The organism is Spirobacillus cienkowskii, assembly GCF_037081835.1.
Taxonomy (GTDB): domain Bacteria; phylum Bdellovibrionota_B; class Oligoflexia; order Silvanigrellales; family Silvanigrellaceae; genus Silvanigrella; species Silvanigrella cienkowskii.
Genome location: NZ_CP146516.1, coordinates 273,103 through 286,809, shown reverse-complemented (window position 1 = coordinate 286,809; position 13,707 = coordinate 273,103). Strand labels below are relative to the sequence as shown.

At 28.9% G+C, this 13,707-nt stretch carries 11 protein-coding genes; 3 read left to right on the top strand and 8 right to left on the bottom strand.

Annotated features, from left to right (window positions below; all coding sequences use genetic code 11):
- Position 1: 1 nt before the first annotated feature.
- Complete coding sequence (locus tag Spiro2_RS01210) at positions 2–367, bottom strand: DUF423 domain-containing protein (protein ID WP_338636508.1); 366 nt, start codon at positions 365–367, stop codon at positions 2–4.
- Positions 368–600: 233 nt separating this feature from the next.
- On the opposite strand from Spiro2_RS01210, the gene Spiro2_RS01205 reads away from it, so the two are divergent.
- The 3 genes from Spiro2_RS01205 (at position 601) to Spiro2_RS01195 (ending at position 3,881) form a co-directional block, all read left to right on the top strand.
- Positions 601–1,521: a ParA family protein gene (locus Spiro2_RS01205; protein ID WP_338636507.1), complete on the top strand. Its 921-nt coding sequence runs from the start codon at positions 601–603 to the stop codon at positions 1,519–1,521.
- A gap of 68 nt (positions 1,522–1,589) precedes the next feature.
- The gene (locus tag Spiro2_RS01200; protein ID WP_338636505.1) at positions 1,590–2,489 is read left to right on the top strand and encodes a hypothetical protein; all 900 of its coding nucleotides are present in this window, start codon (positions 1,590–1,592) and stop codon (positions 2,487–2,489) included.
- Positions 2,490–3,002: 513 nt separating this feature from the next.
- Positions 3,003–3,881 (top strand): tRNA threonylcarbamoyladenosine dehydratase, encoded by an 879-nt coding sequence (locus Spiro2_RS01195; RefSeq protein WP_338636503.1) that lies wholly within the window; start codon positions 3,003–3,005, stop codon positions 3,879–3,881.
- 103 nt (positions 3,882–3,984) lie between these two features.
- Here the strand turns inward: Spiro2_RS01195 and Spiro2_RS01190 are convergent, their stop codons facing one another.
- From Spiro2_RS01190 to Spiro2_RS01160, 7 genes are read right to left on the bottom strand one after another with little or no spacing between them, the layout of a single operon-like run.
- A complete protein-coding gene (locus Spiro2_RS01190) occupies positions 3,985–5,754 on the bottom strand; it encodes a DUF4153 domain-containing protein (protein ID WP_338636502.1) in 1,770 nt (589 codons plus the stop codon).
- Between the two features lie 26 nt (positions 5,755–5,780).
- On the bottom strand, positions 5,781–6,716 hold the full coding sequence (locus Spiro2_RS01185) for a class I SAM-dependent methyltransferase (RefSeq protein ID WP_338636501.1): 936 nt from the start codon (positions 6,714–6,716) through the stop codon (positions 5,781–5,783).
- Positions 6,717–6,752: 36 nt separating this feature from the next.
- Positions 6,753–8,294, bottom strand: a complete 1,542-nt coding sequence (locus Spiro2_RS01180) for a phytoene desaturase family protein (protein ID WP_338636500.1) — start codon at positions 8,292–8,294, stop codon at positions 6,753–6,755.
- A complete protein-coding gene (locus Spiro2_RS01175) occupies positions 8,281–10,353 on the bottom strand; it encodes a phytoene/squalene synthase family protein (RefSeq protein WP_338636499.1) in 2,073 nt (690 codons plus the stop codon). The genes Spiro2_RS01180 and Spiro2_RS01175 overlap by 14 nt, the downstream gene beginning before the upstream one ends.
- Entirely contained in the window at positions 10,346–11,482 is a 1,137-nt protein-coding gene (locus Spiro2_RS01170) for a polyprenyl synthetase family protein (protein ID WP_338636498.1), read from the bottom strand. Before Spiro2_RS01170 ends, Spiro2_RS01175 begins: the two co-directional genes overlap by 8 nt.
- A gap of 4 nt (positions 11,483–11,486) precedes the next feature.
- Positions 11,487–12,032, bottom strand: coding sequence for a hypothetical protein (locus Spiro2_RS01165; protein WP_338636496.1), 546 nt, complete (start codon positions 12,030–12,032; stop codon positions 11,487–11,489).
- A gap of 4 nt (positions 12,033–12,036) precedes the next feature.
- Positions 12,037–13,521 carry a phytoene desaturase family protein gene (locus tag Spiro2_RS01160; RefSeq protein WP_338637742.1) on the bottom strand — a complete coding sequence of 495 codons (1,485 nt, stop codon included), beginning with the start codon at positions 13,519–13,521 and terminating at the stop codon, positions 12,037–12,039.
- Positions 13,522–13,707 lie beyond the last annotated feature (186 nt).

Genomic DNA, 13,707 nt, shown 5'->3' with positions numbered 1-13,707 from the left:
TTTACTTTCTTATAATGCTATTTGGTTCTTTTGAAAAGTCTAGCAAAAGAAATAACCATCCAAGTAAAAATAACCCCCCTCCAATTGGAGTGACAGCACCTAAAATGGGTTTATTTAATAAAACCAACAAATACAACGAACCACAAAAAATTAAAATTCCACTAATAAAACAATATTGTGACCTATGTTTTTTAGTACAATTAAACGCAATAAAACCAACAATAGCATGCACAAACAAATAAAATGTCGCTGTTTTCCAGTTTTCTAAATGTTCACTTGAAACTCTATATTTAATCAAATGAGCTCCAAAAGCACCGAAAGCAACGCCTAAAAATCCAAGTAACGAAAATATTTTGGGGATTAACATGTGTGTTCCTAAATAATGAGTTATTCTTGCCCAGTCAAAAATTTGACAATACTTTAAAGAATTACTTAAAGGTCTAAGCAGTTAAAAGTATTGCAATTAAAAGTAATATACTAAGGAAACTACAATGGAGTCATGAATAGAAATCCTTAACAGTATTGCTGAGCATAATTTAAAATTGCTGCTGCAAACAACTCAATTAGCCACCTTATCATTCCTTTCGCTAGGGAGTATTTATGTCTGATAAAAAAGCAAAACGTATTGGTGCAACAAAAGCTAATATTTCAAGTTCATTAACAACAACTTATCTAAAGCCTAAAAAAGTTCGTATAATATCTGTTTGTAATCAAAAGGGTGGTTGCGGAAAAACAACCACTGTGATTAACGTGGCAGCAGGACTTGCAAAACTTGGACAAAGAGTTTTGGTTGTTGATCTCGATTCACAATCTAATGCCACAACAGGTTTGGGTATTGATATCAATCAAGTTGAAAAAAGTGTGTTTGAACTTTTAGTAGAACCTAAAAAAACCAACATTGAAGATGTGATTTTAGAAACACAATACGAAAATCTTCATATCGCTCCTGCTTCTATTCATTTATCAGAATTTGAAAGTAGAATGGCTGGCGAAATTGGTAGAGAAAACAGATTAAAAAAAGCACTTTCAGCGCTCCATGAGTTGTATGATTTCATAATTTTAGATACACCTCCAAGTCTTGGCTTATTGAGCGTCAATGCTCTAAATGCTGCAACCGAAGTATTAATTTCTCTTCAAGCACATCCTTTTGCATTTGATGGTTTAAATTTATTATTAGAAACTATTAGTCTCATACAAGAAGAGTTAAATCCAAAACTCAAAATAACAGGACTCGTCGTCACAATGTTTGACTCTCGCACCAAGCTTTCGCGAGAAATCATTGATAAAGTTGCAGCAATTGAAACTCTCAAAAATTGTGTGTTTAAAACAAGTATTCGTCAAAATGTAAAACTCGCAGAAGCGGTTAAAGCTCGTAAGTCTGTTTTGGCATACGATCCATCATGTACCGGAGCAGAAGACTACTTGGCACTCAGCAAAGAAATTTGTTTGCAAAATACAACTCCCTTTCATAATGAGCACGTTAAAATTGTAGCTTCAGATGATAAAATGTTAGAGATATGATGTGACGTCACATCATATTTTTAGAGTTTTCTTATTAATAAAACCTTTTATAGAAAGGATCTCGCTATATGGAACAGCATAAACCTAAAAAAGCACTAAGAGGTTTGTTCACACGTACCGAACCAGAGCCTTCTGAAATTAAAAACGCTGATTCTAAAATTGATACGACAGCAATGACCAGTGCAAATACAGAAATATTAGAGCCTACTGTTTCTAGCGCGCCAATCAATTCACTCGAAGTTATAAAAAATGAACATCACGTAGAAAAAAAAGACCTTGCGTATACAGTAACAAAAATTCAGTATCAATTTGATGCCCAAAAAGTAGAAAGAAATACATGGAACAAAAATGAATACATTTCATTTCTGAATCGAATCGATAATGCGCAAACAGAAGCTTTTTTTCTAAAAGGAAAAATGATTGCAGAAATTAAAGACAGATTTTATGCAAGCAATAAAAATGGCTGGAAGCTATTTTGTGAAGAACATCTAAACATGTACTACACAACTGCAAATCAATATATTCGCGTTTCAGAAGAATTTGATGTGACAACCTATCGTAGAACAGATTTTGGTTTTGAACACTTTAAAGCATTGCTATCGGTACCAACTCAAGAAAGAATTAAAATTATAGAGCAACTCCCAAGTAATGTCAGTGTAAAATCATTAAGAAACATTATTACTGGAACTGTACTAAAAGATACAAAAGCACCTCAACAACATAGCAACAAAAAAAATATAAAAAGCATTACTGATAATTTTGAAAAAATAAAGTATCAATTAGAAAACTTAAACTTAAATGAACTTGAACAATCCGAAAAATGGAGCTTGCTTGGAGCGTTTAAATTCTTATCAGAAGAAATGGAAAAACTGTCAGAAATACTTTCCAAACCCCATGAATCTAAGTATAATAACAGACATTTAGGGGCAACTTCTGCATTATCCGAGGAAGAATATGTTTCATCGTGAATCTTACAACCACACACAACCTAGCTCGCAATCAGAAAATACACTTAAAAATTTTGTCCTTTTAGTTTATATTCTGCAAGTCGTATTTGTGTTTTCGGCTGGGCTATTTTCTTTAATCCCTTTATTTATGTCTTACTTTGCAAGAATGCGCTCTCCTTCAAAATGGATCGATTCCCATTTGCGTTGGCAAATACAGACTTTTTGGTTCTCATCAATTTTTTTCGTATTATCTTGGATATTTGGCTTTATTCCATTTATAGGGTGGCCTTTTTCAATTATGTCCTTTTTAGTTGGCGCTTCCATTATAGTGTTCAGAACTTTCAAAGGTGTAAAAAAACATAACGCTCAAAAATCGATGCAAAACCTTCTTGGATAACTCTCTTAATTTACTATATTAAAGTTATTGCAAAAAATCTAAGTTATTCAATTTTTACTAGATTAAATCAAAAAAAATATCTATGAAATGATGTCTGGAACTATGTTTTTTGTTTGCTTAAGTGACAAGGATAAATAATGGCTTTTCGTAATCATCGTTTTAGTAGGCTCGAGCTTTTAGTGGGCAGAGAAGGATTAAACCGTTTTAAAAATTTACATGTTCTTATTGTCGGAGCTGGGGGAGTTGGAGGGTTTGCTGCCGAGGCAATTGCACGGGCTGCTGTTGGTCATGTAACATTGGTTGACCACGATGAAGTATGTGTTACCAATGTAAACAGACAAATTCATGCATTTACAGACACAGTCGGGCAAAAAAAAGTTGCTCTTATGGTAGAGAGATTAAAAAAAATCAATCCCCACGGCCAGTATCATGCAATTGCCGAACACCATCATCCAGATAAGCAAAACTTTATTTTTGAAGAGGCTGAAAGACTTGCAAATAAAAAAGTGGATGCAGTGATTGATTGTATTGATACTCTTATTCCAAAGGTTGATCTCATCGCTCGCTGCAAAAATCTTAATATTCCAGTTTGGAGTTCTATGGGGTCTGCAAGCCGCTTAGACCCTTCCCAAATAAAATGTGCTGACATTTCTGAGACAAAAGTTGATCGGTTTGCAAAACAAGTCAGAATCAAGCTTCGCGAAATAGGCATAACTGAAGGAGTGAGAGTAGTTTATTCAACAGAAGAAGCCATAGAGCCAGAACAGGCAGTTCCTGGAACAGAGTGGCTTTGCATCTGTCCAACCATTCAAAAAGAGTTTGGTGCATGCCAACATAAAAGAGTCATGCTTGGCACTATTAGCTATTTGCCGCCAATTTTTGGCATGTGGCTTGCTGGTGACTTGTTGCAACACTATTTGCAAGGAATCGATCTTAAAAACAGAGAAACCTTTGAAAAAACACCGACATATGATGAATTTAAAAAGGTTTTACATCTTGGTGAGCAAACAAAATAGCGATGTGACAACACATCGCACTATAAGCTAAGCTTAACAAAATTAGAAATTGTCAAACCAAAACGTCAAAATATTGATACAAGGCAAAGTATTCCTAGAAATCTTAATAGAAAAAGACAATACCATTTATTTCTGATTCTTTAAAATTGTCCCCAGTTTGGGTGCTGACGAGGTTTTGAATCCATATCTTAATATGAAATTTATTTTTATTAAAATCAATTAGCATAACATCTGATGGTATAAAGTTTTTATTATCTTCAGACTTATATTGACTTGCTTTTTGTGTTAATTCTTTTAGAGAAATTTGACCTAAAACTGTATTGTCATTTTTAATGACAAGTTGAAATAGCGCTTCATCAAAAGAGAGTTCAAGTTGCTCATATTTAATACTTTTAGAGTTTGAATAAAAATCAAACGGTGCAAAACTTTTTGATCCCGCAATATTCAGCTTGCTAAAATTACTTTCTAAATTCCAGTAAAAATTTGCTTCTTTTTTATTTCTCAAATACTGAGGAACATACCTGAGGTTTAATGTCTTCATCATTGCTTCTGATATCAAATGCTCTTCAAAAAAATTTTGTTTTTTATATTGTTGCATATAATCAGACAAGGCTGTCTCATCAAATATAAAATTTAAGGTTTCAATACCATGATTCTTGATGAGGTAATCAAAGACTGAACTTAAAAGAATTAAATCTTGCTGACTTAATTTATGAGCAGTTTGTACTTTATTTTGTTTAATTGATATTTGATTTTTAGATAACACATTTTGCAAACGTTCTTGCTGACTGTTTTTAGATATTCTAAATGCATTCCAAGGACTAATAAGTGATAACGCAAATAAAAATAATAAAGAACTAATAAGTGCTTTAATTTTAAAGTCTTTTATAAAACCAATATAAATAAAAGAAAATAAAAACCAGGTTGCAAATAAACAAAGAAAATACCTGTGTTCTGTTATACCATAAAATTCAATTCTAACAAAGACACTTAAAAAAAGTAAGACGAGAAGTGGCAATAATAAAAAAGGAAAATACTTAACATAAACTCTCAAATAATTGTATTTATCTGTAAATTTTATAGATTTCAAATATACCACACTCAATAAGGAAAAAACGCATAGTGTGGTAACCATCCATGCAACTTCACCATTGGGCAATTGCCATTCTTTAATAATCTTAATAAAATAAATATACAAAATAGTTGTATAAATTAAGAGCAGCGGAGATATTAAATAAACAATAGAAAAATTTAAATATTTTAATAAATATTTGTTATATTTTTGCACAAAAGAAGATAAAACAATAAATATTAAAACACTAACATATAAAAATGTAGAAAAAAGAAACCTGGCAATTTTATCATTAAAAAAATTAAAATCAAATAAATGCTCAATCGAACCTAATGAAATAAAAATACCTAAAAAAATAACTCCTGAAATTAAAAAAGAAAACAACAAATTCTGCAAAAATAATAATTTCTTATAAATATAACTTAAATTGTTTTTAAAATTAAGATATTCAAATAAATTACTTAATAACAAAAAAACAAAAATTAAGCCCCCAAAAAAAAGATATTTATTGCTTGTATAATAATTTTTTGTTGCAAAATAATAAATAGCACCAATTGCAATTGGCAAAAAATAATTTAAAAAAAGTCGAAACTTAATATTGTATAATAATAATAATTTATTTATAAAAAAAGTTGCGAAGAAAGATAAAATTATTGAAAAAAATAAATTATCCAATATTGAGTTATTTACATTATAAAAAATAATTAAAATACTTATAACATATAAAATAGAACTAAACACAAAGCTTGAATTATTAAAAACCAACCCCTTGCAAACCGCGGAAATTTTTGTCTTATTCATTTTAAATAAATCCAAATCATTTAAAGTTAAATTTTTCTACAAATTACTATCATGACACCAAAACCCAAAATTTTTTCTAACATAAACAATGGAAATAACAATATTTTAAAAAATAATAAATGCAAAAAAATAGTATTTATTGATAAATTTCTAGTCTTTTTCTCTCTATTTTTTTCAAAAAATCCTAGCCACCACATTGTAAAACTATCTAAAGTGCCATATTTTTTGATTTTAATAATTTTCCATCCTGATTTTTCTAACAGATACGAAATAGTATTAGAATCAAATACGACACTATGCCTCGGCGTATGGTAACCAGCCCAATATTTTTTTTGCAATTTTCTTAAAATAGAATTAAAATTAGGAACTTCTATTATAAGAAGCGCATCAGAATCAGCAGAATTATAAAGATTATTCAATAACTGCTGTGGTTGAAAATGATGCTCCAAACTATGCCAAAGAGTTATAATATTAAATGGACCTGCATCGAATAACTGATTAAACTCCCCAAAAAATAGTTTTATTTTTTTAAATCTTTGCAATTGATTTTTCCAACCATTATCAGAAAAGTCATAACCAAAACATTGAAATTCCTTATTTTTTTCAAGCAACTCTAAAAATGTTGGACATCCACAACCAAAGTCTAAAACTTTTGTAGAAGAATTTTTTACTTTATAATACTTAAGTACTAAATTCATTCTTTTACGATCAAGCTTTTTTTGCCATAGATTTACAAACCGAGAGTATTTACCCCAATAATCTGAAGAACCATAAGGCAAATAATCATTTTCATAAAATAATTTTATCTGTGAATCATCTGGTGGATTTGCTAAAAAAATTGTTGTGCAGAACAAACATTTTCTAAACTCAAACTGTTGCTGCACATTTGAAAGGTGTGCAGAGGTTGCTATTTGAAACTCTGATTTATTATTCGAACATATAGGACAAGAACTTAATTTCATAATAATATTCGTATCCTTAAAAAGATAAATCACATACTAATTGTTATTAACATAATTAAATGCCGTAGGAAGTTTACTTAACAAAGAAGGCATTTTTATAGAACCCATATCATTGGCAAGTAGTCTACAAGTGATTCGTGAACTTAAAATAACGCCTGGTAAGCCAGCTCCTGGCTGAGTGTTGGCACCAACAAAATAAAGACCATCTACTTCTGACGATACGTTTGACGGCCTAAACCCTGCGCTTTGCAAAATCCAAGGCTCTAAACCAAAAGCATTGCCTAAATGACTTCTTAAAGTTAAATCAAAATCTTTAGGAGTAAATACACTTTCAACTACAATTGAAGATCTTAACCCAGGCATAAAACGCTCTTCTAAAAAAGATTTTACGCGCTCTGCCATTGTCAATTTGTACTCATCCCAATTGGTATTACTATTAAGATTTGCTACTGGCACCAACGCATAAATAACTTCCCCTCCTTGTGGAGCTAAAGACGCATCAGAGCGAGTTGGGATATGAAGGTAAAGACTAAAATCTTCAAATTCAATTTTTTTAATAAAAATATCATGAATCAGTTCTTTATATCTTGGTCCAAGTATTATTGAATGTTGACACATATTTGGCCATTGTTTATTTGTGCCTAAATACAATAAGAATGCAGACATACTAAGATCTGCTTTCTCTAATTTTTTTGACAATTTTTTGGGATAGGCATCACCCCTCAACACAGTTTTCACAAAACGATGCATATCTGCATTTGCAACTATTCTCTCAGAATAAAAAACTTGATTAGGAGTTTGTATTTCAAATAACCCAGAAGGCAATTTATCGACAGCAGAAACTGGCGATGATAAAAATACTTCTCCGCCTAGCTCTTCAAAACGTTTGCGAAATGCTTCTGCAAGTTTGTGCATTCCTCCGACAGCATGATATACGCCATAGGCTCTTTCCAATTTATTAATCAAACTGTACACAGCAGATGCACGAAAAGGACTGCCACCAATTAGCAAAGGGTGAAAACTTAAAAACTGTTTTATTTTTTCGTTTTTTACATATTTGGATACCATAGAATACACAGGACGAATGGCGTGCAACTTTAGCAATTGTGGAGCCACACCCAACATACTTATCAATCCAGAAAAATTTTTATCACCTAACTCAATAAATCCCTTTTGAAAAATTTTTTCTGCATGCAAAAAAAAATTTTTCACACCCTGCAAATCATCTGCACTAACATTAAGAATTTCATTATAAAATTTTTCTTCTGAGTTATAATGCGAAATACTGGTACCATCATCAAAAATCACTTTATAAAATGGATCAACAGGTATAAACTCACAATAATCGGCTCTATTCGCACCTGACATCGAAAAGATATCATCAATTAAAAATGGAGCAGTAATAATTGTCGGTCCGCGATCAAATTTAAAATCTTGCTTGCATTCAACATAAGCACGACCGCCAATTTTATCTAGAGCCTCGACCAACGCGACTTTTAAACCCATGCTTTGTAGAGTTAATGCGCACGATAATCCTCCAAATCCTGCGCCAACAACTACAACATCAAATTTTTTCATATAAATTTTTTTCTCCATTTAGATTAGCAACTCTTAAAGGATGAAATCCTAAGATAACTTTTAAGCAAATAGTAATTTTATTAAATTTTGAAACAAAAACTCTTTTTTTAAATACAATCATTTTATTGATCAGAATTTTTCCGAGTATTGAACCATAAATAGCTATCATCAGCTTAACACATAAACGAGATCGAAAATCTGGAATAAATTTAATTCCATCATAAGCATCTTTATAACATAAAATTGCATACTGTGCTAGGTCATCTATTACATTTAAAAAATTTTTATTAATAGAACTTAAATCAAATTTTAAATTAAAAAGAGAATCATTAACACCAAATTTATCAAGCAATGAAATTGGAATATAAATTCTATTTTTTTCAAAGTCCTCTTTTATATCTCTTAAAATATTTGTGATCTGCATTGCAATTCCAAGTTTTTCAGCTGCAATATATGCATTACTAGTATTTGGTGTTTTAAATATTTTTGCCATTAAAATACCAACAACGCCAGCAACACGAAAGCAATAAATATTAAGATCATTCAAATTTTTTGGTTGCGAAAAATTTTCATCCATATTCTGCCCAGCAATCAGCTCTTCAAAATACTTTTTCTCAATATTTAAGCTCTTGATAGTATCGCGAGATTTTATAATAAAATTAATTAAAGACTGATTATCAATTACATAATTTGTACAGTGCAGAAGATTAAATCTTAAACTATTTAAAAATTCTCTACTTAAATTTTGGGGGATAAAATCATTATCCCATAATACACTCAGAAATTTTTTGGAAAACAAGACGCCATTTTGTTTATTTAAATTAAATAATTTTATTTCGTCTGTAGCGTCATCAATTAGCCTACAAACAGTGTAAATAAAATAAGAATTTATTCTTTCAAACTTATTTAAAATAAACGAAGATGCATAAAATGATTTTCCATTTAATTTTGTAACTAAAGAACAAATTTCATTAAAAGAAAATTTTCCTGAAATATCAGATATATTTTTAATATTTTTTTTAATATAAATTTTTCTTGACATTAAAAGTAATTGATTAAATTTTTTTAATATTCTTTTTGGATTCATTACTTCAAGTGTTGAACCATAACTCTCAAGACTTTTGCATCTTATATAAAAAGGTGCTGATTCTAAGTACATTTTATAATTAATTATACTGAATTTAGGCGATTTTAATTTTTTAGGATAAAATACTCCAAAAAAAGACATTGATTTTCTAACTGTAATTTTATTATTATCAAAAGATAAAATTTCTGATTTGGAGTTATTTAAATCTCCAGAAATATAATACATAGATTTGCAATGAGGGAAATAGTAGCACACTTCAAAATTAGATGAATTTCCTGCATGCCACCAAAACCAATTTTTCTTCATTAAATACAATGGCTCTATTCCTGCATTATGATCAATATATATTTGAGCTCCATTTAATATTTTTTTACTTGATAATTTATCTTTCAATTTTAATCTCAGTAATGCATCATAAAATCTTGAACCTCTATTTAAATATTCATTTAATCTAAAATCTTTAGAAACATGAATTTTTTCAATATAACCTTTACAATCATTGTTAAATTTTAAAAATTGCCAGTAATGCTTTTTATCATTAAATTTATTGCTTTTACTTGTATTAATTTTACAACATGAACTAATTGGACTTTCAATAACTAAATGTATATAACTTGATAAAGTGTAGTCAGGAATCCATAATTCTAGTTCGTTAGTTTTATTATTGATCCAACTGGATAAATTTTTATAAAAAAATTCCTCTATATCACTATTATAAAAAGAATATGAATATGCTACCAAAGAATTATCTTGAAACCAGGTTAGATAAACAGATGCTTTATTTTTATTCTTTTTATTATTTTGAAAAGGGTCTTTGATACTAAATATACAAACAATCTGAAATTCATCTTTTACTATTTCCAGATAAAACCATTCATATTCAATATCATTCATAAATTCAGAAAATATAATAGGTTCCATATCACCAATTTTTAATATGTCAGCATCTGATATTTGCAAATTTTCATTCATAAATAATTTCTTCTTGAAGGTTATGAGTATATTTACAAGGATTTATTGCGGAATTTATATTAATATTGTTAAAAGGATTCTCAATAATTTTTGATAAATAATCCTTAGATTTGTCACATAAACATAAAGAATATAAAGAATTTGAATTTAAACTTAACATATTCTTAGCATTATTATAGCATGATATAATCGCTAAGTTTCTTTTTTCATGTTCAAGAAAATATTTTTTAAAATTTTTAGAAAAAAGAACTTTTAATGCTTCTTGACTATTTTGCTCAGACAAAATATCAAGAAATGTTAAAACAACAGAACTGCGAATACCGTAATTCAAATCTTCATAAATTTTTCCAAAACTAATATCTGGAATAAGATTTTTTATATCATCAAAAATTTGATAAATAACTCCATATTCCATAAATATTTTTTTTAGTTTAAATAACAAATCATCATTTAAATTAAGAATTTCTTTTAAACAATCAAAAGAAAAAATAATTAATCTTGAGGTTTTTAGTTCAGCACATTTATTATAATAAGTCCATCGATTCTCTGAATTATTTAAAAACATCTCAGCATTATCACCAAAATTGTTACTATTTAAATCTAATGCTTGCCCAATATGACAGTCAAATAGTGTCGAATAACAAAGTTCAACTAAATTTTTTGGTAGCATTTTAAATACTAAAAAATACATCCAATTTGCGCAGTTTAATGCATGAGGCATTCCATATTGCACATGCATGGATTTTTTGCCTCGTCTTTCTAAACTACCATCTTCTATATCATCAATAACTAAACTAGCACTATGCAGTATTTCAATAATAATAGCTATATTAAGTATTTTATTTACAATTTTTGCTTTCTCAGAACTTAAGTCGCTTAAATGGGTCGAAAAATCTCCAGATAAATAATAGTTTCTTAAAACCCAAATACAAATTAAGGGGCGCAATCGCTTTGCATTAGAGGAAATTGCCTCTGAAGAAATATCTAATAATTTTTTTTCTAATATATTAAAAATATATGGATTTTCATATTTTATAAACTGAGGCAATTTTAATTTAACAAAATCATGAATGGCTTTTGTTATGAAATTAAAATCACTTATAAACATATCTTGCAAGTGATTTTTCATATTATTATGTCTCATTAAATTTTTTTTCTTTATAAAATATAAAGTACACGTGAATCATAAAAACAAAAATTCCTATTAAAAATACTGGATAAATAAAAAAATATTCGATTTTATTTTCAAAAAAACCTACACTAGAAAAACTCGAACCTAAAGACCAATTTTCTAAAGGCTTTGAAACAATTATTAAAGATGTATATGTAGCTCTTAATCCAGACATTGCAAAATGCAATGCATATTCTAAACTTGTTAATCCGCCTAAATTATTTCTACTAAATTTTTCTTCAAATACATCAAAAAACTCAACCAATAATGTTACAAAAAATAAAAACAGACCAATCCACAAAAAAATTCCTTTAAAATGATCATCAAACAAAAATAAAATTGTAAACGGAAACAGTAAGCTATTAAGAGTGTGAAGAAAATGTTCTTTTTTTGAATTCGCATGTAAGAATAATCGATATTTATACAAATGAAAATACAAACCATCAAAAGTAGCGATGATCAAAAATATAAAAAGAAAAAAACATGCAATAATTTTAAGCTCTATCATATCATCAAATCCTATATTTAAATTTTTGTATGATATGTTGTGCAATGCGTCTTGCAGACTTCATGACCATTGACACTCCCGCTCCAGGATGAACTCCTGCACCAACAAAATACAAATTTTGAAACTCTGTTAAACCAGAAAAGTGAAATCCTGTTGGATTAAACTTAGAATACGTTGCACTATATATTCCTCCTTTATAACTCTTTGCTCTTTTTTCTAATTCAAACGGCGTGACTATTTTAAATATTTTTCCTTCAAAAGACAACTTTAATCTTTTTCTGCAAATATTTAAAATTTTTTCTGCATAATTTTGAGAAAATTCTTCGCTCCACGTAATGCCTGACAAATTATTTGGAGCCATTGCCGATATAAATAAAATTCTAGGAGAAACCGAACTATCTGTTGCATGTGGCCACACTAGGTAAATGCAAGGATCTTCAGGTATTTCAAGTTTTTCACAAACATCAATAAAACTTTTTCTCCAACTCTTCGGAAATATCTTTAAATGGTGTGAAATTGGAACATGGTTTTCCCAATCAAATAAAATTACAAATTGACTTTCAGATGCTCGCATTTTGTTACTTTTTATATTATTCTCAAAGTTATTTTTTATTTTATTATTATTCAACCATGTTTCAGAAGAGACATAAGGGTCACAATTAGAAACAACCAGATCATAAACTTCATTGTTAATTAGTGAATTCTTACTAATTGTTAGATTCCATGCATGCATATTAATTTCATTTAAAATTGGGGTTGCATTTACTACTTCTGAATTTGTAAAAATTCTAATATTCAATTTATCAGCAGCACCAATTAAACACCTTGCAATTGAATAGACACCGCCTTTGGGAAACACAACCTCAGAATTAAGCTCTACATGAGCAATACTTATAATTCCAGCTTGTGCTAAATCAGGATTCATTCCAACATAGCTAGAAAAATGGTATAAAAACTCCCTTAAATTAGAATTTGATATATACTTATCAACTAATTTTGAATACGGCATCAAACTAATTTTTGGGTTTCTAAATAAAATTCCTGACTTTAAAGAATTAAAACCTAAATTCAAAATTTTTGGCGGATCATCATCAAAAATGTATTTTTCTGCAAAATCAAAAAATTTTTCAGATGTTTCCATTAATTTTTCAAATTCGTTAAATTTACAAATTTTATTGTCAGTAAAATATTTAATTAATTTTTCTTTACCATTTGGAAGTATCCAATCAGATCCATCAGAAAATAATACTCGACATCCTGTATGTATTGAATACATCTCAGGAGATGAAACTTGTAAATAAGAAAACGTATTTCTTATTTCATTTGGAAGAGATATTAATGTTGGACCAGTATCCCAAATAAGTCCATCGTCATTTGTATAGCAAAACATTTTACCACCGCATTTACTATTTTGCTCATATAAATCAACAGTAAAATTTTCTTTTGCCAACAACGATGCAACAGTTAAACCGCCAATACCAGATCCAATAACAGCTACTTTAATTTTATAATCTCCTGAGTGAATATAGTATAATAATTTGACATTTTAATTTATCACTAATTGACAAAAAATTCAAACTAAACGCAAGTGAAACAAAATCTTATAAGAATGGTAAAAATAATAATTCTATGATATATATTATTATTTTTAAAAAGATTAAGATGAGTTGAAATA

Coding starts and splice junctions, on each gene's coding strand:
- Spiro2_RS01210 (WP_338636508.1), bottom strand. CDS start 367: ATGTTAATCCCCAAAATATTTTCGTTACTTGGATTTTTAGGCGTTGCT.
- Spiro2_RS01205 (WP_338636507.1), top strand. CDS start 601: ATGTCTGATAAAAAAGCAAAACGTATTGGTGCAACAAAAGCTAATATT.
- Spiro2_RS01200 (WP_338636505.1), top strand. CDS start 1,590: ATGGAACAGCATAAACCTAAAAAAGCACTAAGAGGTTTGTTCACACGT.
- Spiro2_RS01195 (WP_338636503.1), top strand. CDS start 3,003: ATGGCTTTTCGTAATCATCGTTTTAGTAGGCTCGAGCTTTTAGTGGGC.
- Spiro2_RS01190 (WP_338636502.1), bottom strand. CDS start 5,754: ATGAATAAGACAAAAATTTCCGCGGTTTGCAAGGGGTTGGTTTTTAAT.
- Spiro2_RS01185 (WP_338636501.1), bottom strand. CDS start 6,716: ATGAAATTAAGTTCTTGTCCTATATGTTCGAATAATAAATCAGAGTTT.
- Spiro2_RS01180 (WP_338636500.1), bottom strand. CDS start 8,294: ATGAAAAAATTTGATGTTGTAGTTGTTGGCGCAGGATTTGGAGGATTA.
- Spiro2_RS01175 (WP_338636499.1), bottom strand. CDS start 10,353: ATGAATGAAAATTTGCAAATATCAGATGCTGACATATTAAAAATTGGT.
- Spiro2_RS01170 (WP_338636498.1), bottom strand. CDS start 11,482: ATGAAAAATCACTTGCAAGATATGTTTATAAGTGATTTTAATTTCATA.
- Spiro2_RS01165 (WP_338636496.1), bottom strand. CDS start 12,032: ATGATAGAGCTTAAAATTATTGCATGTTTTTTTCTTTTTATATTTTTG.